Below are 26,051 nucleotides of genomic sequence, written 5' to 3'. Positions count from 1 at the left end.
ACGCCGGCGGGGACATCAAAAAATACGGGGAAGGACACGATGTTCAAGGACACCAGTATCCGCGGGAGCATCACGTTCGTCATCACGGCCTTTGTCGTGATCCTGCTGAGCGTGATCGGTATCAGCGTCGGCATGCTCGAGCTCACCAATGAAGGCATGAGCAAGATGGTCGAGGAGGATACCCGGATACTGGTCGATCTGAAGACCAGCAGCGAATTACTGCAACGGGTGCGCGTGTCGCTTGACAGCTATCACGCGCTGTACGGAGTCGGAGATCCTGAACCGCAGTTGCTCGTGAATGCCCGTCAGGATATCAAGGAGTCCGACCGGCAATTTGCCGACTATTTCGCGCACCAGCCAATGGATCCGGCGGTACGGGATCTGGCGACGCAGTTGCAGGGCAAGCGCAGTGCGTTTGTCAAACAGGCGTTGCTGCCCGCTTTCGATGCCCTCGAACAGATGGACTTTAGCGCCTTCAAGACGCTGCAAGGCAAGGAAACCAAAGCCTTGTCAGACGCCTATCAAAGCGCAATGTCCAGCCTCGAAAACGCGCTTACCGAGCGCGAAAGGGCCCGCTATACCGAAGCGCAGACACGTTTCAAGTCGATGGTCGGTGTGCTCGGTGGCGTCGCGGTCGTCGCGTTGCTGCTGGGCTTTCTTGCACGACACATCCTGATCGGCGCCGTCGTGCGACCGCTGGTACATGTCATCGCGCATTTTGAGCGCATCGCCTCTGGCGATCTGCGCGGCGAGATCACGATCGAACGTCAGAATGAAATGGGCGCGGTGTTCGCCGGCCTCAAGAAAATGCAGCACGCCCTGGTGACGACGGTGGCGACTGTGCGCAGCAGCACGGAATCGATCAACGTCGGTGCGCAGGAGATCGCCTCGGGCAATAGCGACCTGTCCCATCGTACGGAGCAACAGGCGGCGTCGCTCGAACGCACCGCGTCCAGCATGGAGCAGCTCACGTCGACGGTGAAACAGAATGCGGACAACGCTAATGAGGCCAATACCCTTGCGTTGAGCGCATCGGACACGGCGGTGCTTGGTGGCCAGGTGGTCGGCAACGTCGTCGAGACCATGCAGGGGATTTCCGTGCATTCGCGCAAAATCTCCGAGATCATTGGTGTGATCGACGGCATCGCATTTCAGACCAATATCCTCGCGTTGAACGCAGCGGTCGAAGCCGCGCGTGCAGGCGCGCATGGGCGTGGCTTTGCGGTCGTCGCAAGCGAGGTTCGCAATCTCGCGCAACGCAGTGCCTCTGCCGCGCGCGAGATCAAGCAGCTGATCAACGACTCGGTCGGGCAGATCGCGCAGGGCTCGGCGCTCGCCGAACGCGCGGGCTCGACGATGAACGATGTGGTTAGCTCGGTGCAGAAGGTCACGAAGATCATCGCCGAAATCTCGTTCGCTGCAAGCGAGCAAAGCAAAGGTATCGAGCAGGTGAATCTCGCTGTGACGGAAATGGACCAGACGACCCAGCAGAACTCGGCGCTGGTCGAGCAGGCCGCGGCCGCGTCCCAGTCGCTGGAGGAGCAGGCAGCCAGGCTGATGGAGGCCGTTTCGGTGTTCAAGGTCGCGGGTGCCTGACCGGCATCTGCTTGAGTCATCGACGTAATGCTGGGTAAGCCGGATTAAGCGAAACTGCGAAACTGGTAATAAATTGCGCATCTAATTTTTCGGAACTTTGAAGAATTAAAATTGTCGCTATTGAAATTGCCATTCGATGTGACTGACTAAAAGAAAGTTGAGGAAATATTATCTGAAGTTGCGCGGCTTGGCATTGCCCGGGATTGATGCTGCCAACGCACCTCCGGATTTCTCCTGAAGGTCCATTCAGTATGGGTTCGAAGCGTGTTCGCGAGAGCGGCATGCTCCGTTCGTATTGGCGCGCCGCTTTTGTATTTTCTAGTTGTAGCGTTACAGGAAAAAACGAATAAACGGCAGAAAAAGTGAAGCGTAAGGAATTACGAAATACAGAATTGACAGGATTACGATAATCTCCGCCACTCAATAACAACCGATTCAAGGTTAACGGAGAAGCAATGAAGAAATTCGTCCTGTCCGGCCTCTCGCTGGCGGTTCTAGGCGGTGCGGGCGCAGCTCACGCGCAGAGCACCGTCACGCTCTACGGCCTGATCGACGCCGGTATCACTTACACGAGCAATCAGGGTGGCGCACATAACGTCCAGGAAACCAGCGGCGCAGTGAACGGCAGCCGCTGGGGCCTGCGCGGCTCGGAAGACCTGGGTGGCGGCCTGAAGGCAATCTTCACGTTGGAAAACGGCTTCAGCGTAGCGACCGGCAAGCTCGGCCAGAACGGTCTCGAGTTCGGCCGCCAGGCTTTTGTGGGCCTCTCGAGCGACCAGTACGGCGCGGTCACACTGGGTCGTCAATATGACTCAGTCGTGGACTACCTGGCGCCGTTGGCCCTTACCGGTACAGGATCGGGAGGCACCCAGGCTGCCCACCCGTTCGACAACGACAACCTCGACAACTCGTTCCGCATCAACAACTCGATCAAGTACTCGAGCGTGAACTATGGCGGTTTCAAGTTCGGCACCCTGTATGGCTTCTCGAATGACGCGGGGGGCTTCGCCACGAACCGCGCCTACAGCGCAGGCGCTTCGTACAACTACGGTCCGTTGAATGTGGCAGCGGGCTACCTGGAGTTGAACAAGGCGGGCACATCGTACAACTCGAGCGGCGCGGTGACCAGCGATGCGACTTTCACGGCCGGCACGCAACGCACTTACGGTGCAGGCCTGAACTATGCCTTCGGTCCGGCGAAGGTCGGTTTTGTGTTCACGCAGACCCATCTCTACAACGCGAGCAGCATCGGCGCGTCGGCTTCGGGCACGTCGTCCGGCCTGACGTTGACGGGCGGCGGCGCAAGCTTCACGAACTATGAGGTGAACGGCCGTTACAACATCACGCCGGCATGGTCGCTCTCGGCTGCGTACACGTTCACCGATGCGCATCTCGACGGCGTGAGCCCGAAGTACAACCAGTTCAGCCTGCAGACGGCGTATGCGCTGTCCAAACGCACGGATGTCTACCTGATGGGCGTGTATCAGCATGTCAGCGACACCGGCGATTCGGGTATCACGGCCGATATCAATGGCCTGAGCACGTCGTCGACGGACAGCCAGGTGGCGGCCACGATCGGTATTCGTCACCGGTTCTAAGGTCTGCTTCGTCTCGCCCCGCGTGATGCAAAAGACCCGGCAAATGCCGGGTCTTTTGCTTGCAGCGGCGCGTTACTGCAAACCGGTAGATGGCCCTTCGCTGGAGTCAGTCTCGAGATCTGGGTCGAGTCGATAGCCCACCCCATAGATCGAGCGGATCATGTCTTGCCCCGGACGGATGGCCTGCAGCTTGCGGCGCAGATTCTTGACGTGTGTATCGACGGTGCGGTCGGTGACGACGCGGTGATCGTCGTAGAGCTGCCGCAGCAGATGATCGCGCCGGTAGATCCGGCCGGGCGTCGACTGCAGCAACGCCAGCAGCCGAAGCTCGATCGGTGTGAGCTGCAGATCCTTGTCGTCGAGAAGCGCGACGTGCCGGTCGACATCCACCAGCAACGGCGGCTTCGGTACAGCTTCGGGCTGCGTCGTCGTTGCCGTCGTCGTCGCCAGTTTGCCTGCGCGCCGCAAGATAGCCTTCACGCGCGCGACCACTTCGCGTGGACTGAACGGCTTGCAGACGTAGTCGTCCGCGCCGAGCTCGAGACCGAGCAGACGATCGATTTCATCCACCCGCGCGGTCAGGATGATCACCGGCACCGCCGAGAAGCTGCGTAATTCGCGGCATATTTCGAGTCCGCCGCGTCCGGGCAGCATCAGGTCGAGAAGAACCAGTGCCTGCGGTTGCGCACGCACGAATGGAATCACCTGCAGGCCGTCGGCGATGATCGTCGTACTGTAACCCTCCGCTTGCAGATAATCTGAAAGCAGCGCGGCAAGCTTCGGCTCGTCCTCGACGATCAGGATTGGAATGGTAGTGGGCGTATCAGTCATGGTGAGAGGGCTGAAGCGGAAAGCGCAGTTTGATCCAGAGACCGCCGATTGGCGAGCGTGCAGCCTCGATGGTGCCTTCGTGCGCCTCGGCGATATGGCGGCACAATGCGAGTCCCAGACCCGCGCCACCGCTTTGTCTGCTGCGTGAGATGTCCACGCGGAACATGCGCTCGAACAGGTGAGGCAATAGAGGCTCGGGTACGCCTGGGTAAGAGTCCTGAACATCGATATGCAATTGCTGCCCGTGCATCGAAACGCTGACGCATACCTTGCCGCCAGGATCGGTATAGCGCAGGGCGTTTTCCAGCAGGTTCTTCAGCAATTGCGTGAGGCGATACGGGTCGCCCACGATCACAGCAGGTTGATCGACGATATCTGTTTCGAGCGCAAGATTGCGCGTGCTGAGCCGCTCTTCGAACGCGTCGGTAGCGGCCTCGACGATGCCCGCCGCATCCACCGGCACCTTTTCGAACGACAACGCGCCGATGTCGGCGAGCGACAATTCATACAGGTCGTCGATCAACTGGCTCAGCATGGCCACCTCGGTCTGCAGCGACGACAACGACGCGCGGTCGGGATGGCGCACGCCGTCCTCGAGCGCTTCGAGTTCACCCCGCAGCACGGCAAGCGGCGTGCGCAATTCGTGCGAGATATCGGCGATGAAATTGCGGCGCGAGGTCTCCGCCGTTTGCAGCGATACGGCGAGCTGGTTGAAGTCCTTGGCCAGCTGGTTGAATTCGTCGCCGCTGCCTTCTGGAACGCGGGTCGCGTAGTCGCCGCTGGCGAGCCGGTGGGTCGCCTCGACGAGACGCCGGATCGGGGCGAGGAAAATCCTCGCCAGCACCATCGCCACGCCTGCGGCCAGTACCGCTGCCAACGCCACGATGATCCACGTTGCCCGTAGCTGCCGGACCTGGAACTGGCGGTCCGCTGCATAGAAGATGTTTTCGGGCGACTCGATCGAAAGCCAGCCGACCACCTGACCCGACACCTTCAACGGTTCCAGCGGCGAGCCGGGAGGCGGCAACGGCCCGTTGCTGACAATGCGACGCTTGTTCACGTCGTACAGCGCGCGGGGAGGAAGCGGTCCGGGTCTGCGGGAGGCGGGCTGCGTCGAGCCGGCCGCTGCCGTGGCTTGCGAGGCCGCGGCGGGCCCTTCGGGCCGGTTCGCCACAGCGGCGTTCGGTGCAGGGCTGGCGAACTGAGGTCCCCCCGGCGCGTCCGGGCCGTTGCTGCGGCCTGGCTGGTCGGGCATATCCGGTGGCGGGCCGGGAGGCTCACCTGGCGGGCCCATGTCGTCGCCCGGACCACCCGGGCCGCCTGGGCCACCGGGACCGCCTGGACCTCCAGGCCCACCCGGGCCGTCGGGATTTCCCGACCCCCACGGCATCGACCTTGACGTGCCGGCGCTCGAATTCTCGACAAACTTCATCCACGCCGAGCGGTCGTTTACCAGAAAGTCCCAGCTGCCGTGCTGTGCATAGGCGTCTTCGAGAGCCTTCTCCAGCTGGTTGGCGCTGCTGGTGTTGCGCTGGCCGACGTAATCGAAAAAGCCGTTTTCAAAGCTCACGCGCATGGCCGCGCCCATCGCGACTGCAATCGCAATGCATGAGGTGGCGATAGCCAGAAACAGCTTGGACGTGATGCCTATTTTCATTTGGATTTCCTGCCGCCACGCCTTTGCGTGGCCGCCTGTCCCGGGTGAGCGCCGGGTTTTGCCGCAGCGCGTATACCCATTGGAAGCGGCGTATGTTGCCCGATTTTCGCATCCGCGGGCACCCGTCAAAGCTCATGTCGGGTGTTCTTCACAGTTTCTCCTTGGTTTCCCCATTTTGGGTGCGCATTTGGTCCCTACTATGGCGTCATGGTTGCTCCGGTAGCCGTTCTGACCGCCAGGCCCAGCTGCGAGGCCGAAGCGGAGGTCACCGGATTATTCTTCACAGCAGTCTAGAGGTGTTCGAACGTCATGAACATGCGGCTTCTTGTTGTTGAGCCAGACCAGGCGGTACGCGATGAACTGCGTGCCCATTTTCACCGTGAACAGATCGAAATGTCGGTGCTATACAACGCGACCTTCCTGGTTCGCCGCGTCGAGCAGGAATTGCCGACCGCCATCGTGATGCGCGCCGAACTGCCTGTCTCCGAGGCCCATGCGGCGCTGCGGCGTTTGCGCGCCGCGGGTTACGACATGCCGGTCGTCATGATCAGCAAGTCGGCGGACGTGATCGACAAGATCATCGCATTCGAACTGGGTGCTGACGATTACCTGGTGGAGCCGTTCGATGTTCGTGAGCTGACGGTGCGTCTGCGTACGGTCGTGCGTCGCCGGGCATCGGTGGTGTATGCCGCGCCTGAGATCCGCGAGCGCTACTCGTTCGGCGACTGGCAGATCGACTTCGCAACGCGGCGCCTGATCAAGGACGACGAAGAGGTCGACCTGCGCTCGAGCGAATTCGCCTTGCTCAAGGTCTTCGCCGTGAATCCGCTGAAGATCATGTCGCGCCCGAGCCTGATTGCCCTGCTTGGCATGCGCGACACCGGGCAGACGGAGCGTGGCCTGGATGTACTGGTATTCCGCCTACGTTCGGTCATCGAGCCTGACGTTGGGAGTCCGCAATACATTCAGACCGTGCGCGGCCGCGGCTATATTTTTGTGCCCTGCGGCGATACGGGTAAGGGCAGCGAGGCCCGTGACGCGCGTTCGAGCCGCATGAAGACTCCGCGCATACCGGCCAGCACGGAGCATGCGCAAATGCATGAAGCGTGGGCATAAAACGGCTTGGGGCGGGGCTGCGCGCAGTCTGCGCATCTCACGCGCCCCGCGGGTTCTGTGGCGTGATCACGGCTGTGTGCTCTGCTTCGCCGGAGCCGTCGACGCACGCCTGATCAGCACAGGATCGGACGTGCGAATCATGTTTGGCACGCCGCGTACGCCCGAGCCGAGCCTGATCAGCAGCTCGACGCCTTGCTCGGCCATCTCGGCCGTCGGAATGGCAACAGTCGTGAGCGCCGGCCGGGACTGACTGGCCATTTCGATGTTGGTGATGCTGACGATCGACACATCCTCAGGCACGCGCAGGCCGAGCGCCGCCACCGCGTTGAGCGCGCCGAGCGCCATCAGGTCGTTCGAGATGAAAAGCGCCGTCAGGTCCGGGCGGGCGCTAAGCAGGTCGGTGGCGGAGTCGAAGCCGCCCTGGTACGTATCCGTCACGAAGCGCGCGTCAGCCTGCACGTGTTTGACTTTCTGCAAGCGCAGCGCGTCGCGGAAACCCTCATACCGACCGCCGTGGATGCCGTTTTTTGCGCTGCCGATCAGCGCGCCGATACGGCGATGCCCGAGTTCCAGCAGGTGTTCGGTGGCGATCGATCCGGCCTTGTGCGAATCGAAAGCGACACAAGGAACACCGGGCGGCTCATCGGCAAACTCCCAGATCGATATCACCACCGGCGTGCCGGTTGCCTGGATGGCCTGCAGTTCTTCGATGCGCAGATCGCCGTTGTTCGCCACGAGGATACCGTCCGACAACGAGCCCGCCACGTCGGCTAGAAATCCCGTGCCGCCGTCCGGCTCATAGTCAGTATTGCAAACCAGTAGAAAGCGCCCGTGCCGGCGTGCTGCATTGTTGGCCTGCAAGGTGAATTCCGGATAAAACGGATTGGTGATGCAACCGAGCATGAGAGCAAGCGTCGGCGCGCGACGTTCGACCAGCGCTCGCGCGTTCAGATTGGGCCGGTAGCCTTTGGCTTCCACCGCGTCCAGCACGCGTTGCCGCGTTTCGGTTCCGACGCGTCCGCGGCCACGAAGCACATTCGAGACCGTGGTTGGCGTGACACCCGCCAGTTCGGCTACCTCCTTGATCGTCGCCATCAAGCCTTCCCGCCTCGACATTTTCCCCCCTTAAGCCTTGCCATCCACGCGCCTGTACAGGCGTAAATATCATCGCAGACGCCGATCTTACCAACCCGCACAGGAAGCCGTTAATTTTTCGTGCGCCGAAAAAGCACAGAAAAAAAACTTGCCAAGCGTATCCCGCGCTGCTAACTTTCATCCTCACATAGACGTTGCTCGACCTCCTGAACGGCCGCTGGCCGTATTTTTCGGTTGGTTTGGTTTAACGTTAAACCAAATGGGTTGGAGACACCATGGCAGCCATTTCCCTGCGGGGCGTTTCGAAGCAATTCGACGGCAACGCGCCGGTGCTTCGGGACGTCGATCTCGACATCGCACAAGACGAGTTTTGCGTGTTTCTGGGTCCCTCAGGCTGCGGCAAGTCGACCCTTCTGCGCATCATCGCGGGTCTTGAAGACCCAAGCGGCGGCGAGATTTCGATCGGCGGGCGGGTGGTCAATACGGTGCCGCCCGCGAAGCGCGGCGTCGCCATGGTGTTTCAGAGCTATGCGCTGTTCCCGCACATGACGGTGGCGGAGAACATGAGCTTTGGCCTCAAGCTCGCAAGGCTGCCGGCCGCACAGGTAGACAGCAAGGTCAAGGAGGCCGCGAGGATCCTGCAGCTCGAGTCGTTGCTCGATCGCAAGCCGGCCGCGCTGTCTGGCGGACAACGTCAGCGTGTCGCGATTGGACGCGCGATTGTCCGCGAGCCGGGTGTGTTCCTGTTCGACGAACCGCTGTCGAACCTCGATGCCACGCTGCGCGGGCAGACGAGAGTGGAAATTGCGCGCATTCATCGCCGCTTCAGCGCGGCAAGCACGGTCTACGTCACGCACGACCAGGTTGAGGCGATGACGTTGGCCGACAAGATCGTGCTCCTCAACGTCAGCCGCGACTCAGCCGGTACGGGCAGCATCGCGCAGATCGGCACACCGATGGACCTGTATTTGCGGCCCAATAGCCGTTTCGTGGCCGGTTTCATCGGCTCGCCGCAGATGAATTTTCTCCCGGCCCGCGTTAGCCAGCTGGATGGCGCGAACGCCATCGTCGCTCTCAACAGTACCGGGGAAACCGTCCGCGTGGGCAATGTCACGCGCCGGCTGGAACCGGGGCAGGCCGTGACGCTCGGTGTGCGGCCCGAACACGTTTCGGCTTCCCAGACCGGCCCGGCCGGCATCGATAGCGGCCGTGCGGCGACGCTTACGCGCGCGGTATCGCTGATCGAGCGGCTTGGCGAGCAGAGCTATCTGCATTGCAACGACCCTGACGGCTCGACGCTTCTCGTCAAGGTCTAGGGCAATACACCGGTCCGCCCGGGCGAGACGGTTCGCCTCGCCATCGACCCCATGTCGTGCCATCTGTTCGACGAGCACGGCGTGGCCGTTTGAGCTGCATAACAAATACCCAGGAGACGAAAATGAAACATGGCTTCCGCCTGTCGCTACTCGGCGCGGCGCTGGTTTTTGCCGCACAGGTCCACGCGGGCACACTGACGGTCAATATTGCGTTCAAGGGCGCGAATCAACGCGCCTTCTGGGACACGGCGATCGCCGAGTTCCAGAAGGCCAACCCCGACGTCACCGTGAAGGCCGCGTATATCGAGGAGGAGGCCTACAAGGTCCAGCTTCCCGGCTGGCTGATTTCGGAGGCACCCGATATCGTCAAGTGGCATGAGGGTGAACGGATGCGTTACTACGCCAAACGTGGCCTGCTGGACGACATGTCGGGCGACTGGCAGAAAAATGGCTGGAACACGACCCTGGCTTCGCTGAAGGAACCTTCGTCGTACGAAGGCAAGCAGTACGCGTTGCCGACCGACTACTTCTCGTGGGGCGTGTTCTACCGCAAGGATCTGTTCAACAAGGTGGGCATCAAAGGCGAGCCCAAGACGTGGGACGAATTCCTCGACGACTGCAAGAAGCTCAAGGCAGCGGGGATTGCGCCGATCGTAGTGGGCGGCCGCGATGCGTGGCCGCTCGCCGCGTGGTTCGATTACATCGATCTGCGTCTGAACGGCTACGCCTTTCACATGCAGCTAATGGACGGCAAGATTCCCTACACCGATGCGCGCGTCAAGAAAGTCTATGAAACGTGGAAGATGCTGATCGACAACAAGTACTTCGTCGACAATCCGCTCTCCTACACGCTCGACTCGTCCCAGCCGCTGCTGATACAGGGCCAGGCTGCGATGATGCTGATGGGCAGCTTCATTGCCGGCGGGTTGCCCGATGCCATCAAACCCAAGGTCGGCTACTTCCAGTTCCCCGTGATGGATCCCAGGATCACGGTGGCGGAAGACGGTTCGGCAGATTGCCTGAACATTCCGTCCAAGGCGAAGAACAAGGTCGATGCGCGCCGCTTCCTTGCCTTTATGTCGACACCCGCCATGGACACCCGCTGGGCCAAGGCGTTCGGGTCGCTGCCGGCGAACAACCAGGCGAGCGTTGCCGACGATCCGTTCACGAAGACGGGCTTTGCCATTCTGTCCAACACCAAGGGCGGCATTGCGCAGTTCTACGATCGGGACATGACCAAGGAAATGGCCGACGAGGGGATGAAGGGCATGCAGCGCTTCGTCAGCGATCCGTCGACGCTCGATCAGGTGCTCGCACATCTCGAGGAAACGCGTCAGCGCATCTACAAGCAATGAGTTTGCGCAGCGCAGGCGGCCTGCACCTGCGCTGCGGCGAAACGCTTTCAACGAATGCAATGCGCGCCTGAGCGCGCTTTAGCGAGCCGAATCATGTCTGTATCCAACGTTGCGTCGCCGCTCGCGCGGCGACGTCGCCGTGCTGCGCTGTTGTTTCTGACGCCTGCGTGCCTGATGTTCACGGCGTACGTTATCTATCCGATCCTGCGCAGCATCATGCTGAGCTTTTATAACTGGGACGGGGTGAGCCCAGCCACGTTCGCCGGATTCGCCAACTACCTCGAGCTGTTCCACTCGGATACCTTCTACACCGCACTCAAAAATAACGTGCTGTGGCTGGTGCTGACGTTGCTCGCACCGCCGGCCGGGCTCGCCTTCGCGCTGTATCTGAATCAGACGGTGCGCGGCATCCGGCTTGCAAAGTCGCTGTTTTTCGCGCCCTTTGTGATCCCCGGCGTGGTGGTGGGGCTGGTGTTCAGCTGGTTCTACGATCCTGCCTTCGGTTTGCTGAAGCTGATCGTGGGGCACGGCATTCCCGTGCTGGGCAACGAACATATGGCGACCTTCGGCATCATCGTCGCGGCGCTGTGGGTGCAGATTCCCTTTTGCATGATTCTCTTCCTCACTGGCCTCACGGGCATCAACCCGGAAGTGATCGAAGCAGGGCGCCTCGAGGGCGCGCGCGGCCTGAGCCTGCTCTGGCACGTGGTGCTGCCGCAATTGCGGCCCGCTACCTTCATGGCGGTCACGCTGACCGTCATCGGCGCGTTGCGCAGCTTCGACCTGATCTCCGTGATGACGGGTGGCGGACCGTTCGATAGCTCAACTGTGCTCGCGTATTTCATGTATGACCAGGCCATCAAGTATTTCCGCTACGGCTATTCGGCGGCGATCGCAGTCGTGCTGTTCCTGATCATGCTGGTTTTCATCGCCTATCAATTGCGCCGCCTGTTGCGTACGGATCACTGATTCACGGAGCGTCTATGTATCCCTTGCCGATTTCTCACTGGAAGCCCGCCAGTCGCGCGTTTTACAGGTTTTCGCTGCCCGTTGCTCTGGCTGTGTGGCTGTTGCCTCTGCTCGCCGTACTGGTCACGTCCATTCGCTCTTCGGACGAACTGATGCAAGGAAATTATTGGGGCTGGCCGCATCAATTCGCAGCACTGACGAACTATCGAACGGTACTGGTCGACTCGCCGATGCTGCACTATGCGTGGAACAGCTGTCTCATCACGTTCCCGTCGGTCATCGGCGCGATCGTGCTGTCCGCCATGGCGGGTTTCGCGCTGGCGACCTATCCGTTCAAGGGCAATGCGGCTGTGCTTGCCACCTTCGTGGCCGGCAACTTCGTACCGATCCAGGTGTTGATGATTCCAGTTCGCGATCTGACCTTGAAGCTCGGTCTGTTCAATTCGGTTGGCGGCCTGATCCTGTTCCATCTCTCGTTCCAGACCGGTTTCTGTACGCTCTTCCTGCGCAACTTCATCAAGGAATTGCCCTACGAGCTCGTGGAGGCTGCGCGCGTGGAGGGGGCGAACGAATGGCAGCTGTTCTACCGCATTGTGCTGCCGCTGATTCGTCCCGCGCTGGCCGCGCTTGCCGTGCTCGTGTTTACCTTTGTCTGGAATGACTATTTCTGGGCGCTCTGTCTTACCGAGGGCGATCACGCGGCACCGTTGACGGTCGGTGTTGCCGCCTTGCAGGGGCAGTGGACCACCGCATGGAACCTGGTCTCTGCAGGTTCACTACTGGCCGCGTTGCCCTCGGTGCTGATCTTCTTCGCAATGCAAAGACATTTTGTAGCAGGCCTGACATTCGGCGCAACGAAGGGCTGAGTCTTGCCGGTTTCGTGCCGGGGCTGCGACACCCGGTGTCCATTCTCTACATTCAGGAAAATTTTATGAAGGTCGGTGTCGACTATTATCCCGAGCATTGGGATTCGGGCGTTTGGGAGGACGATGCTCAGCGTATGCAAGCCGCGGGGATCACGTTGGTGCGGCTCGCGGAATTCGCATGGTCGCGTCTCGAACCGCAGGAAGGCCAGTTCAACTTCGGCTGGCTCGATGAAGCAATCGGGACGCTGGCGCGTCACGGGATTGAAGTGGTGATTGGTACGCCGACGGCAACGCCGCCAAACTGGCTCGTCGCAAAGTGCCCCGACATCTTGCCGTTGAACAGCCAGCGGCAGCCCATCCACCCGGGCGTGCGCCTGCATCGCTGCTACAACAGCCCGTCGCTGCGCCGGTACACCGAGATCATCGTCGAAAAGCTGGCACGGCACTACGGCAAGAACCCGCACGTGATCGGCTGGCAGACCGACAACGAGATGATCGGCAACGACAGTCACAGCGACGCGGCGAACAGCGACTTCCGGCTCTGGGTGCAGCGCAAATACGGCGATCTCGACACGCTTAACCGTGAGTGGGGAACGGTGGTCTGGAGCGGCGAATATAGCGAGTGGTCGCAGATTACGACCCCTCTGGGCGGCTCGCCGTACCTGAACCCGTCGTACCTGCTCGACTATCGACGCTTCTGCTCGGATTCCGTTGCCGACTTCAACCGCTTCCAGGCAGGCGTGATACGCGCCCACTGCAGCGGGCAGTTCGTTACGCACAATCTGTGGGGTTATCCGGTCATCAACGACTACTACGATCTGTTCGACAGCATGGATTTCGCGTCGGTGGACTACTATCCGAGCACCGACCTCGCCAATGACAGCAAATCGCGCGTCTATCACGGCGCGCTGACACACGACCTCACGCGCGGCATCAAGCAGAAGAACTTCTGGGTGATGGAGCAGTTGAGCGGGACGCCAGGCTGCTGGCATCCGATGTCGCGCACACCGCATCCCGGCATGATCCGCGCGCACGCCTGGCAAAGCGTTTCGCGCGGCGCGGACGCCGTGGTCCAGTTTCGCTGGCGCACCGCGCGCGTCGGCGCCGAACAGTTCTGGCATGGATTGCATGACCACCACGGCGAGCCGGGGCGGCGGTTTGAAGAGTTCGTCCGCTTCAGCGAGGAAGTCCGGCATGTCGCGCCGTTGCTGGAAGGTACGAACGTCGTCAACGATGTCGCCATGCTGTTTTCGCACGAGCAACTGAATGCGTTGAAGATCCAGCCGCAGGCGGACGGATTCGATTATCTGGACAATTTCAAGCAGATTCACCAGGCCTTCGTGCGGTTGGGAATCGGCACGGATGTCATCAACTGGACTGCTGCGATCAGCCCGTATCGTCTGGTCGTGGCGCCGTTTCTGTTCCTTGAAAATGACGCCGTGGTGGAGAAGTTGCGCGCTTACGTCGCGCAGGGTGGAACCGTGCTGCTCACCACGCGTAGCGGCGTGAAGAACATGAACAATGTATGCCTCGCGGCGCGCCTGCCCGGGGGATTGAGCGAGATTGCCGGCACCATCGTCGATGAGTACGACCCGGTAGGAAACGATCAGCAAGGCATCCTGTTGCGTGGCACGTCGCAGGCATCGTGTTCGCAGTGGTGCGACATACTCTCGCCGACCACCGCCGAGACGATCGCAACCTATACGACGGAGTTCTTCGCGCAGCGCGCGGCCATTACACGAAATCACTTCGGGCAAGGCGTGGCGTATTACGTCGGCTGCATTCCCGACGACCACGGGTACCGGATCCTGATCGGCGATATTGTGGCGGAACTGGGACTTAACGCTGTCGACGATCTGCCCTCGGGGGTGGAGTTGTCGATTCGCTCGGGCGACGGTCGGCGGCTGTTGTTCGTGCTCAACCTGTCGAAGGAGGCGGCGCAGGTCGAGCTTGCCGTGCCGGTTGTTCGAAGCGCGTTGACGGATCAGCCTGTGTCCCAGCCACTTGTTCTGGAGCCGATGGGTGTAGAAGTCCTGCTTCTTAAGTAAGGCCTCCGATGGGCGTGGGCGGAGCACACCCACGCCCACGTTCATGTCTGCCGGTGGTCCCTGACGACGCCAGCGCAGGGATCCCAGGCGTTTCGACACGCGATTTTTTGCCCACCACCTGAGCATTATTTCCTGTCCAGGTTTGCTAAGGATTGCCTGACATAATAATCAGCAAAACTTGACGTCAGATCGTCTCCCCTACCTATTCAGGCGCGCCCGCGTTCCACCGTATACATAGTCATGGCAGGCCACACACGCTGCACGGGCAGCACGCCCGTGCCCTTAAGGGACCACACACACCATGGCGACGAACGCAGGCTCACGGATGGGCGCGCTTCTCGTCCAGCTTGCCGACTTCAGGACTCGCTGCGACGCCCGTGTGCAGAAGTGGCTCGGACGGCCGCGCAGACCTTCAGGCGCGCGCTGGCGGACCGGGCATGAGCACGAACAACTCTTCAGAACGCTGATCGAACACTCGCCCGATTTCATCGCCCGCTACAACCGGCGGCGTGAGGTCGTCTACGCGAACCCAGCGATGCAGCAGATTCCTGGTGGCGGTGGCTTTCGCCTGGCGCCGGCAGCGGATGTCGGCACGCCGGCCGGACAACTCGACTACGAAGATTGCATTCGCGTGACGCTTCGGGCCGCGTCTGCCCGCGAAGCGGAGTTCCAGTATGACGGGCCCAACGGTGATGTCAGATGGGTGGCAGTCAGGTTCGTCCCCGAACCCGGAGAGCGAGGACAGCCGGAAACCGTGCTGGCAGTGGGACGCGATATCACCGATATCGTCCACTACCGGGAAAAGGTGCGGCAACTGGCATTCTTCGATCCGCTGACGGATCTGCCTAATCGCGCCTGGTTGAAAGATCGTCTGCCGGCGGCACTGGCGTACGCCGACGCCGGCAGACGTCAGATCGGTCTGCTGGTGCTGGACCTCGACAGCTTCAAGGAGGTTAACGACGTACTCGGACACGCATGCGGCGACCAGTTGCTGCGCGCGGTGTCGATGCGTCTTCTGCAAGGCAAGCGTGGCGACGACGCGGTCGTGCGGCTGGGCGGCGACGAGTTCGCGATCCTAGCGCCGGTGCACGATGACGATCTGGATCTGGCCATCATCGCGAGCCGGATCTTGATGGCCCTGGCGGAGCCGGTGGTGATCGACGGCAACGAGGTCTTCATGACGGGCAGCATCGGCATCAGCCGCTATCCGCGTGACGGCAGCGATGCCGCGACGCTGCTTCGCTACGCCGATTCCGCCATGTATGCCGCCAAGCGGATTGGCGGCAACCAGTTCTGTTTTCACGATCCTGCCACGACGCGAGCGGCCGTCGAGCGTATGGAACTGGGCATGGCGCTGCACGGCGCGGCCCACGCGGGCGAGCTGGTGCTGCTGTACCAGCCTATCGTCGGTCTGGGCGACGCGGGCCTCGTCGGCGCCGAAGCGCTGCTGCGCTGGAATCATCCCGGGCGAGGCCTGTTGACCCCGGACATCTTTATCAAGGTAGCGGAAGATAACGGCACGATTGTCGAGATCGGCGACTGGGTGCTCGCCGCGGCCTGTGAAGCCGTGGTCCGCTGGAACGCCGGACGTGCCGTGCCGATGCGCATCTCCGTCAACGTGTCGGGGCGGCAGTTCGTCATGAACGACCTTGCTCGCAGTGTGCAGGCGGCGCTGGCGGCGAGCGGCTGCGCGCCGCAGTGGCTGACGCTGGAAATCACCGAAAGCCTGTTGCTGGAAAACGATCAGAACGTAGGTCGCACGCTCGACGAGCTGAACGAAATGGGCGTGGCGATCGCGATCGACGATTTCGGCACCGGCTACTCGGCCATCAGCTATCTCGGACACTTCCCGATCAGCACGCTCAAGATCGACCGCTCGTTTGTGCGCGACATCGACGCTCGCGGCAAGAATCTCGCGTTAGTCAAAGCGATGATTTCGATGGCGGAGTCGCTTGGGCTGGATGTCGTCGCTGAAGGCGTGGAAACTCAGCAGCAGGCCGATGTGCTTGCCTCGCTGGAGTGCCACAGGGCGCAGGGTTATCTGTTCGGCAGACCGATGCCCGAAGTGCAATTCGTCGCCTACGCGCAGTCCGGGAAGGTGGTTTAGGACGCGCTGGGCGCTTCGTCCATGGCGTCGCCGGTGTCGATCATCACGCAGTTGCGGCCCGACAGCTTCGCCGCATACAGCATCTGGTCCGCGCGCTTGAGCAGTACCGTCACACCGGATTCGTCCGGGTCCGCAGAAACGGCAATGCCGAAGCTGGCGGTAATCGAGCAGCTGGTATCTGTCCCAGTGGGCACCCGCGTCTCTGCGATCCGCTTGCGCAGACGTTGTGCGAGATCGAGTACATGCGCGGCATTGTCGACGCGCACCAGCACGGCGAATTCCTCGCCGCCGATGCGCGCGACAATATCGGAGTCCTGCCAATGCTCGCGGCAGAGGCTAGCGATTATCCGCAACGCGTCATCTCCGACGGTATGGCCATACGTGTCGTTGATTCGCTTGAAATGATCGACGTCGAACATGACGAGTGCGACCTGCTGCCTGGAACTCCTGACTTCCTCGAACAATGCGCGAGCATGGTTTTCGAAAGCACGGCGGTTGAGGAGATGTGTCAACGGATCGGTTTGCGCGAGGTTGGCCAGTTCCGCAATCAGATACATGCGTTCCTGCTCGAGGCGGATGCGCTCGGCGCTGCTTTTCTTGAGAACGCGCATGGCATCGAACATGCCGCGGATTTCCCGGCGGCCGGACACCCGCGGGATGTCCGCGGTCAGATCGTCGCGCGCCAACGCATCGATGATGCGGGTCGCCTTGACGAACGGGCCGATGACGTGACGCCTGAAACCCACGGCAATCGTAATCAGCAACGCGAGCAGCAGGACCTCGGCGAAACCGGTGCCGATGAGTACCAGCAATGCATCGCTGCGGTTGTGGCTCAGTTCGTCGTGGGCCAGCGCGATCACATTGTCGCGAAAGCCGGTAATCGCTTGCATGGTGGGGACGTACTGCTGCGCAAACTGTGCGGTGGAAATGCCCGCGCCACCCGGCCGGGCGGCGAGCGCGCGCACACTGGCGACGTAGCTCAGACCCGTTCCGAAGTACTGGTCGGTCATGCGGGCGAGCCCTTGCGGATCTGCGGCAGCCAGACTGGGTGTTCGCGCGTCGAGCAGCGCCCGCAATTGCTCGATGCGTCCCCGCGTGCGTTCGATGCCGAGTTGTTCGTCCCCGGTAAGAGGTCTGCGCAGGGTGAGGGCACTCGTGAAGTGCGAGCCCAGTTGTCCGGCCTGCTCGCGCAGATCCGCGGTCAGGCGCCCGACGAGCATGCAGTTGAGTGCATTCGGGTCGCCCTTGATCGCCGTTGCCGTATTGATCGTCACGATGGGCATGAACTCGGGGATGATCGCGATCATGCTGTTGACGGCGCCTTGCAACGCGTGGTCGTCGCGCTGCGGCCGGGCGAGGCGGGCGAGCCGGTCGACGTTCGATCGCGCGGCGGCCAGGTCGGTCTGCAGGTCGCTCACGATCGTAAGCTCGGCGGCGCAGCGCAAGCAATGTTTGCGGCGCAGCGAATCGGCCAGCAAGGTGACCTGAATGTCGCTGGCGCGGCGTGCCTTCTGTAGCACGGCCATGCGTTCCGCTGGAATAGGCAGGTCCTCGCCTAGCACGCCATTGCTCGGTCCCCGCTCTGCGGAGACCTTCTCCATCGCGAGCAGGGCGAGGCGGTACGACTGGAAGCTATGCAGCGCCTCGTCGGCCGCCGCGTAGGTGGACCACTCATAGGCGAGCAGCCAGCAGGACAACGCCAGCACCGGAACGAAGACGACAGCCATCTGGATGCCGAAGCGTCGGTCGATCGACATCGAAGGGAGAGCGGTCCGTATCATCGTAGGTTCGGCGAATTGAGCCGGGGCCGTGACCCACTAGCTTGCGCGTACCGCTTACGCAGGTAATGCCGGTTACGCGGGGCCCCTCCTGCGTAGTTAACGGCAACCGGGGCCCTTCACTTTACCGATGATTGTGCCAGGGCAGCATCAATCGATGCCGTGAAACACCGCATCGTCCGGGCCGAGATACACCGGCGGACGCCATGCGGCGTCGCGCATCGAGTGCTGAACGAGCTTTTCAACGCCCAGCAGCACCGCGAAAATCGCCATCCGGACCGGAATGCCGTTGTCGGTCTGGCGGAAAATCGCCAGACGCGAATCGTGGTTCAGATCGGTGCTCAGGTCGTTCGCGCCAGGGCGGCTGTCGCGCGGCAGCGGGTGCATGATCAGCGTATCGAGCCCGCACACGCTGTCCACCAGCGCCTGATTGATCTGGAAGTCCGGCGTGTAGCCTTCGAACGATTCGTCGGCGAAACGCTCTTTCTGGATGCGCGTGGCGTACACGACGTCGGCGCCGCGCAGGCCCGCGTTCAGGTCGTGGGTCTGCTCGATCACGTGATCGTTGCGCGAGATCTGTTCGACGATATAGCTCGGCATTTCCAGCGACGGCGGCGAGATCAGCGTGAACTTGATACCGCGGTACAGCGCCAGCAGCTTGACGAGCGAATGCACCGTGCGCCCGTATTTGAGGTCGCCGACCAGCGCGATGTGCGAGCCGTCGACAATCTTGCCCAGGCGCGAGAACTCGCGCTGGATCGTGTACAGGTCGAGCAGCGCCTGGCTCGGATGCTCGCCGGGGCCGTCGCCGCCGTTGATCACCGGCACATTGGTGGCGCGCGCGAATTCGGCCACGGAGCCTTGCTCCGGATGGCGGATCACCAACGCGTCGACGTAGCCGCTCATCACGCGGCTCGTGTCGTAGATCGACTCGCCCTTGGCCATCGACGAGAACGTAAAACCCGTGGTGTCACAGACGGAACCGCCGAGCCGGCAGAACGCCGCGCCGAAACTCACGCGCGTGCGGGTGCTGGCTTCGAAGAACAGATTGCCTAGTACCGCGCCTTCCAGCACGCGGGAGATTTTGCGGCGCCGGGCGATGGGCTGCATGATGTCCGCGACCCGGAAGAGGGCCTCGACCGAGTCACGCGAGAACTGATCGACCGATAGCAGCTGCGGCTTGCCTTCGAACAGCATCTGGCCGGCGAGCGATTGTGAGTCTACGCTTTGCGTATAGCTTTCACCCGGTTCGCCATGCACGACGATTTCCGACACGAAACGCTCGACGATCTCGGGCATGGCCCGCGATTCCTGCGAATCGTCCGGCAGCAGCCACGTGTCCAAAGCCCGGCGAGACACGCCGATGCGGCTCGCGAAGGTGTCGCGGGTCATGTTCATGCGGCGCATGGCGTCGCGGAGGAAGGCTTGTTGCGGGACGCTCATGCCGGTCACCTTTGGGTTGGGTTGATGTACGCGGTGCGTATATTAGAACGACGGCATGAGAAGTCAAGGAATTTTGGTTCCAGTGTTACACTGCGGGGCATGGAAACCGGCCACATGCTCCGCTCAACCGCAACCCGCCTCGCGCTCGCAAGCGTGGCGTCTGCCTGCGCGGCCGCTAGCGCCAAAGCCAAAAAACAGCTGCTCATCTGACCGGAGCCTGCTGTTCCGTCAGATGTGCGACGGAACAGTCACCAGGGCTTGCGTTTTATTTCCCCGCTTTTGACCCCCTCGCCACGCTGAACGGAATCGATACGGTCGCGTTCGAGGTTAAGTCATGTCTATCTTTTCGGGTATCTGGGTTCCTGTCATTACGCCGTTCGCCGACGGCGCTGTCGATCACGGCGCGCTGCGGCGCCTGGTGCGTTTCTATGCAGAGGCAGGCGTAGCAGGGCTGGTTGCGCTCGGTACCACCGGCGAGCCGGCAGCGCTCGAAACCGCCGAGCAGGATGCGGTGCTGGCGACCATCCTTGCGGAAGCCCGCGCGCTGCCGGTGCTGGCCGGCGTGGCCGGCAATCACACCGCGAGTCTGCGCGCGCGCATCGCACAGTTGAACGATCTGCCGGTCGCGGGCGTGCTGATCTCGGCGCCGTACTACATCCGGCCTTCGCAGGCCGGGCTGATCGAACATTTCACCGGTCTGGCCGATCTCAGCGGCAAGCCGGTGGTCCTCTATGACATTCCGTATCGCACCGGCGTGCGTCTCGAACTTGCGACGCTGTTGACGCTGGCCGCGCATCCGCGGATTCGGGCGGTGAAGGACTGCGCCGGTTCGCTCGACACGACGCTCGCGCTGATTCTCGACGGCCGCCTGCAGGTGCTCGCCGGTGACGACATGAATCTGTTCAATACGCTTTGCCTTGGTGGCAGCGGCGCGATTGCCGCTTCGGCGCATGTGCATCCCGAGCGTTTTGTGGCGTTGTACCGTGCGCTAACGGAGGGCCGTCTCGAAGATGGCCGGGCGATTTTCCACACGCTCGCACCGCTGATCGGGGCACTGTGTTCGGAGCCCAATCCTGGTCCGGTGAAGGCGGCGCTGGCGGCCCAGGGACTGATCCGCGACGAACTGCGCGCGCCGATGACACGGGCCACGGAAGCACTGCGCGAGCGATTGCGGCAACTGGTCGATGCGTGAGCGCAAGCTTGCGTGATTGCTGAGGCATCCGAATTTGAGATGATGCTCGACGATGAGAGGGGATAATTTGCGCCCTTGTCTTTCATCCCACGTCGGTCGTCGTCCGACTCATGCTGCATGCCGGTTAGCCTCTTCGCTGTCGTTGTTGTCTCCGTCCTGTCTGCGCGCCGCGCCTGTCAGCGCTCTTGCGAGTCCGCGTGGCAATGCGCGCCGCCGGCGGAGAGCCGTTGATGTCCTCCATTCTCGGTGCCGGTAGCCGGCTGAGTAGTGGCGAGGTCCGCTTCGTCACGCGGCGCGCGGCGCTTGGCATTGCGATTGCGGCGGTCGCAGGCGCTGCGGTTCTGTCGCTCGCCGCAGGGGTGGCGATTGGCATCCATTTACCCTCTCACGATGCAACGGGCCAGGGCGCGCCGGCGACAAGCCGCGTCGAACACGACTATGCAATCGATCAGCTCGGCAAGCTCAATGCCTCGATGGCTCAGCTCGAGCCGCGGATCGAGCGCCTGACGACGCAGGTCGGCGCGCTGCGCGATTTCGAGTCCCGCCTGAACACACCGAAAGCGCCGCCGCGCGCGCCGGCTAATCCAGCGGATCAGGACACCTCGGATGCGGACGGCGAAGGCGGCCCGTCGCTGCCGCCGCGGCGCTGCGTCGAAATCGCTACGCGGCCTTCGCACGGCGATGCGGCTTCGACCCAGCATCAGCTCGATTGCATGCGTGCGACGCTTTCCGCGCTCGAACACGAGACGGACGTGCACGAGGTCGCCTTCAGCGCGTTTCCTGGCCGCATGCCGGCCGATGGCGCGCGCTTCGGTTCGCCTTTCGGCAACCGCATCGATCCGTTTACGCATAAGCTTAGTTTTCATCCTGGCGTCGATCTGGTCGCACCGAGCGGTACGCCGATTCTTGCCGCGGCCGGCGGTCGCGTGGTCTATGCCGGTCCGAAGGGCGGCTACGGCAATGCCGTGGAGATCGATCACGGCAACGGTCTCATCACGCGCTACGGTCACGCGTCGCGCATCCTCGTCCACGAAGGCGATCTGGTGCTGCCGCGCCAGCACGTCGCGGACATCGGCACCACTGGCCGCTCTACCGGACCGCATCTGCACTTCGAAGTACTGGTGAACGGCGCCCCGGTTGATCCGACCGCCTACCTTGCGCTGTTCGGCGCCACATCCCATGGTTGATCTTCGTCCGGCTCGCGACGCGGGCAGTCTCGCGCAGCGTGCCTATACGCTGCAGCCGGTGCGCTCGCGCGTCGCTCGCGTGGCGATCTGGGCCGGCGTGCTTGCGTGCGGTGTTGCTGTGGGCGCTACGGCAATGCGGTGGCGTGACTCGCAGCACGCCGCGGTGCCGGCAGGGTGTGCAAGCGTGCCGGTTTCGCCGGACGCAGTGCAGGCAGAACTGGAGCGCACGCGCCTCGCGCTCGCACAGGAGTCCACGGCTCGCGCCAACGTGCAAAAGACCGCTGACGCGTCAGCTGCCGAAGCCAGCCGCCTGAATACCGAATTGCTGTTTCTGCGCGGCCAGGGGCAGAAGCGCCGCTGAGCGGCCGGCGGCGACGTGCCCACCAATCAGGCCATTGGCCAATCAAGCCGGCCCGTCGCCCGGCCACGCAGCGCGCGACGAACGTTTCCATTCCCCGTTAGAGATGACCTATGTTCAGCAAGAAGAAACCCACGAGCATTCAGCACACCAAGCTCGCCACCCTGATCGCTCACGACGTGTGCATTACCGGCGACCTCGAATTTAGTGAAGGACTGCGTATGGATGGCCACGTGCGCGGCAATGTCAACGGCAAGGCGGGCACGCAGACGTTGCTTGTGCTGAGCGATCGCGGTTCGATCGAGGGCAACGTGCATGGTTACGACGTGGTGGTGAACGGCAAGATTGTCGGCGATGTAATCGCCGATCACTTTGTCGAGCTGCAACCGAATGCGCACGTCACGGGCAACATTCATTACCAGCAGTTGCGCATGGATTGCGGCGCTTCCGTCGATGGCAAGCTGACGCGGCGCGACCCGGCGCTGGTGCCTCCTACGGTGCTCGGCCGCGAGACGAACGAAACGGAGCCTCATCTCATCTGAGCCGCGGGGCGCAGTGCATCGGCCTATGGGAAATCAGCTCAGATCAAATCAGGCCTCAGGACCTGAAGCAAGGGCCAGGCCTAATCCGGCAGCGCAGCCGACCCGGACAAATTCGGCGCCTCGGGGCGCAGCGCCGGATTAAGCAGACCGGGCCGCTGTGCGGCACCCTTGTCGAGATTGGCGAGCATGCGCTGTTCGGCAAGCACCTGCTGCAAGGCCAGCATGATCAGGCCGATGACCAGCAGCAGATCGCCGGCGAACACGACCGCGTACACCGCCGACGTAGATTGCGGATTGCCCAGTATCAGCGACGCATTGGCCCGGTTCAGCAGTACCAGGGTGAGCGGCACGACCGCGTTGAGGCACGCGATCACGCTCGCGATCGCCACCATCATGCGTGCCGGTCCGAGGTCCGGACGGCGTCTGCGGCAGACCTCATAGAGTGTCAGCGCGCGGCACGGCAAGAAGAACAACGTCAGCAGCGAAGCGCGAACGACGATCGGCGCGTGCAGCAGATGGGCGAGAGAAAACAGCACGCAGAACACCGCAGTCACCGCTAAAGCAACGCGAAGCGACGTGGTAGCGCCGAACAGTGCGCGTGTGCCCACCCATATGAGGATCCGCGACTGCAGGCTAAAGGTGGCCGTTGCGACCAGCAGCGCACTGGTATTCCAGATCAGATGCAGTCCGAAACATGCAGCCGCCGCACTCATCAGGAAAAATGCGGCCGACCAGAAGCGGAATGCCGCAACACGTTCGAAGATGCGCGAGAGCGCAATTGAAACGATGCCGCTGCACAAGAACGTCATCAGGCAAATCGAATTGAACGTTGCTACGTCGAATTTCATGAAAGCTCCACCATCCGCTCCTTGAGCAGGTCGCTGAAGGCGTCCGCCGCCAGCGGCCTGCCGAGCAGAAAGCCCTGCATTTCGTCACACATCATGGCTTTGAGCTTGCCGAGTTGCGACGACGTTTCGACGCCTTCGGCGACCACATCCATATCGAGCGAGTGGGCGAGCGCGATGATCGCGGAGACGATCGCCGCGCCTTCCGGACCTTGATCGTCGAGACCGTTGGTGAAGAAGCGATCGATTTTCAGTTGCTTGACGCGAAAGCGCTGCAGATAGGCGAGGCTCGAGTAGCCGGTGCCAAAATCGTCGATGGCGATTTCGAAGCCGCATTCCTGAAACTCGCGGATCATCTCGATTGTTTTGGGGGCGTCCTGCATGGCCACGGTTTCGGTGATCTCGAACATGATCTGGTCGCAGGCCACGTGCTCGCTCTTGACGATGTCCAGCACGGTGCTGACCAGATTCGGCTGCGAGAGCTGACGCGGCGACAGGTTGATCGCCACCTTCATCGACGGCAGGCCTTCGTCGATCCAGCGGCGGATTTGCCGGCAGGTTTCACGCACCACCCAGTAGCCGATCTGCACGATCTGGCCGGAGCGTTCGGCAATCGGAATGAATTCCAGCGGCGGCAGCGTGCCAAGCACCGGATGGTTGAGGCGGATCAGCGCTTCGGCGCCTGCCAGCTCGTTGCTGTCGCCACGGAATTTAGGCTGGAAATTCAGCGTGAAAAGGCCGGTGCTGAGTGCTTCGTGCAATGCGTTCTGGATTTGCAGCGTACGCGTCACCGCTTCGTTCATGCTCGTTTCGAAGAAGCGCCACGTGCTGCGGCCCGCGCGCTTGGCCTCGTACATGGCCGCGTCCGCGTGCTTGAGCAGGGTCTCGACGGTGTCGCCGTCCTGCGGGAACAGCGCGATCCCGATACTCGGCATGACCTGCAACGGCTCGTTGTCGTTCCACACGCCTTCGCGCATGCGTTCGAGGACGCTCTCTGCGATCAGACGGGCGTCCTGGCGCGCCACCAGATTTTCCGCGAGCACCACGAATTCGTCGCCACCCAGCCGCGCCACGGTGTCGGTGGCGCGCACGCAGGCTTGCAGGCGCTGCGCAAAGGCGGCCAGCACCTGGTCGCCAACGGAATGGCCGAGCGAGTCGTTGATGGTCTTGAAGCCGTCCAGATCCATGAACAGGACTGCGAAGACATTGTGGCGGCGCCCTGCCAGTTCGATGGCCGACTGGATCCGTTCTGTGAGCGTGGTGCGGTTCGGCAGTCCGGTCAGCGTATCGAGCGTGGCGAGGCGCACGATCTGTCCGTTCAGGTTGGTTACGGCGCTGGCGAGGAAGGTGGTGCGGGCGTCGAAACGGGACAGCATCAGCGTAACGATCAGGATTGCGAAGGTGAACAGGATCACGGCTGTCGCGAGCCATTCGGTATTCACGCCTTTGGCGGCACCGCAGATGGCGCCTACAGGAAAGTGCGCCGCTTCCATGCCGGCATAGTGCATACCGCTGATGGCGACGGCCATGACCAGCGCCGCGCCGACACGCCAGCGCGTGACGTTGCGCTCGCCGTCGTTGCGCAGCCGGCGCGCGATCAGCAGTGCGGCCATCGAGGCGCCGATCCCGATCGCAATCGATGCGCAGAACCAGACCGGCTGATAGTCGATGCCGGGTTGCATGCGCATTGCCGCCATGCCGGTGTAGTGCATGCCCGCAATGCCGAGACCCAGCAGCACGCTGCCGGTCGCGAGGTGCGTGAGCGTCAGCTGCGCACGCGTCGTGGAGAGCAGCGCCAGATACGACACGCCCACGGCGATGGCGAGCGAGAGTGCGGTCAGCGGGAAATCGTAGCCGAGCGGAATGGGCAGCGACAGCGCCAGCATGGCGATGAAGTGCATCGACCAGATGCCGACGCCCATTGCTCCCGCGCCGCCGGCGAGCCATGCATGCCGCAGGCGTGACGAGGCGAGCAGAGATATGCGGCCGGTGAGGTCGAGTGCGGTGTAGGACGCGAGGGTCGCTACGACGAACGAGGCGCCTACCAGCCAGAAGTTGTATGTGCCAGGCATGTTTAGTCCAGCCGAATAGGGGGGAACAGCTCAACTGGTTATCGACCGCTGGCAGGATTTGTTTAATTTATTGTGAGGAT

General features: G+C 62.2%; 19 protein-coding genes and 1 pseudogene. 13 read left to right on the top strand and 7 right to left on the bottom strand.

The features are described 5' to 3' along the window. Positions 1-39 precede the first annotated feature (39 nt). A complete protein-coding gene (locus P3T17_RS18210; protein ID WP_429408339.1) occupies positions 40-1,596 on the top strand; it encodes a methyl-accepting chemotaxis protein in 1,557 nt (518 codons plus the stop codon). A gap of 455 nt (positions 1,597-2,051) precedes the next feature. Next, a complete protein-coding gene (locus tag P3T17_RS18205) occupies positions 2,052-3,194 on the top strand; it encodes a porin (protein WP_429408337.1) in 1,143 nt (380 codons plus the stop codon). A 72-nt stretch (positions 3,195-3,266) separates the two neighbouring features. Here P3T17_RS18205 and P3T17_RS18200 read toward each other — a convergent pair whose 3' ends face one another. Both P3T17_RS18200 and P3T17_RS18195 read right to left on the bottom strand, forming a co-directional pair. Further along, positions 3,267-4,025, bottom strand: a complete 759-nt coding sequence (locus P3T17_RS18200) for a response regulator (protein ID WP_429408335.1) — start codon at positions 4,023-4,025, stop codon at positions 3,267-3,269. After that, complete coding sequence (locus P3T17_RS18195) at positions 4,018-5,682, bottom strand: ATP-binding protein (RefSeq protein ID WP_429408333.1); 1,665 nt, start codon at positions 5,680-5,682, stop codon at positions 4,018-4,020. The genes P3T17_RS18200 and P3T17_RS18195 overlap by 8 nt, the downstream gene beginning before the upstream one ends. Positions 5,683-5,991: 309 nt before the next feature. Here P3T17_RS18195 and P3T17_RS18190 point away from each other — a divergent pair, with 309 nt between their 5' ends. Beyond that, complete coding sequence (locus P3T17_RS18190; RefSeq protein ID WP_429408331.1) at positions 5,992-6,798, top strand: winged helix-turn-helix domain-containing protein; 807 nt, start codon at positions 5,992-5,994, stop codon at positions 6,796-6,798. A 66-nt stretch (positions 6,799-6,864) separates the two neighbouring features. Here P3T17_RS18190 and P3T17_RS18185 read toward each other — a convergent pair whose 3' ends face one another. After that, entirely contained in the window at positions 6,865-7,893 is a 1,029-nt protein-coding gene (locus P3T17_RS18185; RefSeq protein WP_429408330.1) for a LacI family DNA-binding transcriptional regulator, read from the bottom strand. A 275-nt stretch (positions 7,894-8,168) separates the two neighbouring features. Here P3T17_RS18185 and P3T17_RS18180 point away from each other — a divergent pair. The 6 genes and pseudogenes from P3T17_RS18180 (at position 8,169) to P3T17_RS18155 (ending at position 16,554) form a co-directional block, all read left to right on the top strand. Continuing rightward, positions 8,169-9,302, top strand: a pseudogene (locus P3T17_RS18180) (ABC transporter ATP-binding protein). 29 nt (positions 9,303-9,331) lie between these two features. Beyond that, complete coding sequence (locus tag P3T17_RS18175) at positions 9,332-10,564, top strand: ABC transporter substrate-binding protein (RefSeq protein WP_429408328.1); 1,233 nt, start codon at positions 9,332-9,334, stop codon at positions 10,562-10,564. A 93-nt stretch (positions 10,565-10,657) separates the two neighbouring features. Continuing rightward, entirely contained in the window at positions 10,658-11,533 is an 876-nt protein-coding gene (locus P3T17_RS18170; protein ID WP_429286027.1) for a carbohydrate ABC transporter permease, read from the top strand. A 14-nt stretch (positions 11,534-11,547) separates the two neighbouring features. After that, positions 11,548-12,399, top strand: a complete 852-nt coding sequence (locus P3T17_RS18165) for a carbohydrate ABC transporter permease (protein ID WP_074269192.1) — start codon at positions 11,548-11,550, stop codon at positions 12,397-12,399. 65 nt (positions 12,400-12,464) lie between these two features. Continuing rightward, positions 12,465-14,447 (top strand): beta-galactosidase, encoded by a 1,983-nt coding sequence (locus P3T17_RS18160; RefSeq protein ID WP_429408326.1) that lies wholly within the window; start codon positions 12,465-12,467, stop codon positions 14,445-14,447. Positions 14,448-14,748: 301 nt separating this feature from the next. Continuing rightward, entirely contained in the window at positions 14,749-16,554 is a 1,806-nt protein-coding gene (locus tag P3T17_RS18155) for a putative bifunctional diguanylate cyclase/phosphodiesterase (RefSeq protein WP_429408324.1), read from the top strand. On the opposite strand, the gene P3T17_RS18150 is transcribed toward P3T17_RS18155, so the two are convergent. Together P3T17_RS18150 and P3T17_RS18145 are read right to left on the bottom strand one after the other, a co-directional pair. Continuing rightward, a complete protein-coding gene (locus P3T17_RS18150) occupies positions 16,551-18,311 on the bottom strand; it encodes a diguanylate cyclase (protein ID WP_429408322.1) in 1,761 nt (586 codons plus the stop codon). The genes P3T17_RS18155 and P3T17_RS18150 overlap by 4 nt on opposite strands. Before the next feature lie 171 nt (positions 18,312-18,482). Then, positions 18,483-19,775: an aspartate carbamoyltransferase gene (locus P3T17_RS18145; protein ID WP_429408318.1), complete on the bottom strand. Its 1,293-nt coding sequence runs from the start codon at positions 19,773-19,775 to the stop codon at positions 18,483-18,485. Between the two features lie 334 nt (positions 19,776-20,109). Here P3T17_RS18145 and dapA point away from each other — a divergent pair, with 334 nt between their 5' ends. The 4 genes from dapA (at position 20,110) to P3T17_RS18125 (ending at position 23,054) form a co-directional block, all read left to right on the top strand. Next, positions 20,110-20,967 carry a 4-hydroxy-tetrahydrodipicolinate synthase gene (gene dapA / locus P3T17_RS18140; RefSeq protein WP_429408316.1) on the top strand — a complete coding sequence of 286 codons (858 nt, stop codon included), beginning with the start codon at positions 20,110-20,112 and terminating at the stop codon, positions 20,965-20,967. A gap of 230 nt (positions 20,968-21,197) precedes the next feature. Then, positions 21,198-22,154 carry a M23 family metallopeptidase gene (locus P3T17_RS18135; RefSeq protein WP_429408314.1) on the top strand — a complete coding sequence of 319 codons (957 nt, stop codon included), beginning with the start codon at positions 21,198-21,200 and terminating at the stop codon, positions 22,152-22,154. Further along, positions 22,147-22,515 (top strand): hypothetical protein, encoded by a 369-nt coding sequence (locus P3T17_RS18130; protein ID WP_429408312.1) that lies wholly within the window; start codon positions 22,147-22,149, stop codon positions 22,513-22,515. The genes P3T17_RS18135 and P3T17_RS18130 overlap by 8 nt, the downstream gene beginning before the upstream one ends. A 110-nt stretch (positions 22,516-22,625) precedes the next feature. Then, a complete protein-coding gene (locus P3T17_RS18125; RefSeq protein WP_074269185.1) occupies positions 22,626-23,054 on the top strand; it encodes a bactofilin family protein in 429 nt (142 codons plus the stop codon). A gap of 80 nt (positions 23,055-23,134) precedes the next feature. Here the strand turns inward: P3T17_RS18125 and P3T17_RS18120 are convergent, their stop codons facing one another. Beyond that, entirely contained in the window at positions 23,135-23,902 is a 768-nt protein-coding gene (locus tag P3T17_RS18120) for a hypothetical protein (protein ID WP_429408310.1), read from the bottom strand. Continuing rightward, on the bottom strand, positions 23,899-25,971 hold the full coding sequence (locus tag P3T17_RS18115) for a putative bifunctional diguanylate cyclase/phosphodiesterase (protein WP_429408308.1): 2,073 nt from the start codon (positions 25,969-25,971) through the stop codon (positions 23,899-23,901). Before P3T17_RS18115 ends, P3T17_RS18120 begins: the two co-directional genes overlap by 4 nt. Between the last annotated feature and the right edge of the window lie 80 nt (positions 25,972-26,051).

Source organism: Paraburkholderia sp. GAS82, from assembly GCF_050436285.1.
Classification (GTDB): domain Bacteria; phylum Pseudomonadota; class Gammaproteobacteria; order Burkholderiales; family Burkholderiaceae; genus Paraburkholderia; species Paraburkholderia phenazinium_B.
The sequence above is the reverse complement of the archived record's forward strand: the minus strand, read 5'-3'. Positions and strand labels throughout refer to the sequence as shown.

Bases quoted from the DNA above. Each gene is read 5' to 3' on its own strand.
- P3T17_RS18135 (WP_429408314.1), top strand. From the start codon at position 21,198: ATGTCCTCCATTCTCGGTGCCGGTAGCCGGCTGAGTAGTGGCGAGGTC.
- P3T17_RS18155 (WP_429408324.1), top strand. From the start codon at position 14,749: ATGGCGACGAACGCAGGCTCACGGATGGGCGCGCTTCTCGTCCAGCTT.
- P3T17_RS18160 (WP_429408326.1), top strand. From the start codon at position 12,465: ATGAAGGTCGGTGTCGACTATTATCCCGAGCATTGGGATTCGGGCGTT.
- P3T17_RS18125 (WP_074269185.1), top strand. From the start codon at position 22,626: ATGTTCAGCAAGAAGAAACCCACGAGCATTCAGCACACCAAGCTCGCC.
- P3T17_RS18205 (WP_429408337.1), top strand. From the start codon at position 2,052: ATGAAGAAATTCGTCCTGTCCGGCCTCTCGCTGGCGGTTCTAGGCGGT.
- P3T17_RS18175 (WP_429408328.1), top strand. From the start codon at position 9,332: ATGAAACATGGCTTCCGCCTGTCGCTACTCGGCGCGGCGCTGGTTTTT.
- P3T17_RS18120 (WP_429408310.1), bottom strand. From the start codon at position 23,902: ATGAAATTCGACGTAGCAACGTTCAATTCGATTTGCCTGATGACGTTC.
- P3T17_RS18145 (WP_429408318.1), bottom strand. From the start codon at position 19,775: ATGAGCGTCCCGCAACAAGCCTTCCTCCGCGACGCCATGCGCCGCATG.
- P3T17_RS18165 (WP_074269192.1), top strand. From the start codon at position 11,548: ATGTATCCCTTGCCGATTTCTCACTGGAAGCCCGCCAGTCGCGCGTTT.
- P3T17_RS18115 (WP_429408308.1), bottom strand. From the start codon at position 25,971: ATGCCTGGCACATACAACTTCTGGCTGGTAGGCGCCTCGTTCGTCGTA.
- P3T17_RS18170 (WP_429286027.1), top strand. From the start codon at position 10,658: ATGTCTGTATCCAACGTTGCGTCGCCGCTCGCGCGGCGACGTCGCCGT.
- P3T17_RS18190 (WP_429408331.1), top strand. From the start codon at position 5,992: ATGAACATGCGGCTTCTTGTTGTTGAGCCAGACCAGGCGGTACGCGAT.
- P3T17_RS18130 (WP_429408312.1), top strand. From the start codon at position 22,147: ATGGTTGATCTTCGTCCGGCTCGCGACGCGGGCAGTCTCGCGCAGCGT.
- P3T17_RS18200 (WP_429408335.1), bottom strand. From the start codon at position 4,025: ATGACTGATACGCCCACTACCATTCCAATCCTGATCGTCGAGGACGAG.
- P3T17_RS18150 (WP_429408322.1), bottom strand. From the start codon at position 18,311: ATGTCGATCGACCGACGCTTCGGCATCCAGATGGCTGTCGTCTTCGTT.
- dapA (WP_429408316.1), top strand. From the start codon at position 20,110: ATGTCTATCTTTTCGGGTATCTGGGTTCCTGTCATTACGCCGTTCGCC.
- P3T17_RS18195 (WP_429408333.1), bottom strand. From the start codon at position 5,682: ATGAAAATAGGCATCACGTCCAAGCTGTTTCTGGCTATCGCCACCTCA.
- P3T17_RS18210 (WP_429408339.1), top strand. From the start codon at position 40: ATGTTCAAGGACACCAGTATCCGCGGGAGCATCACGTTCGTCATCACG.
- P3T17_RS18185 (WP_429408330.1), bottom strand. From the start codon at position 7,893: ATGGCGACGATCAAGGAGGTAGCCGAACTGGCGGGTGTCACGCCAACC.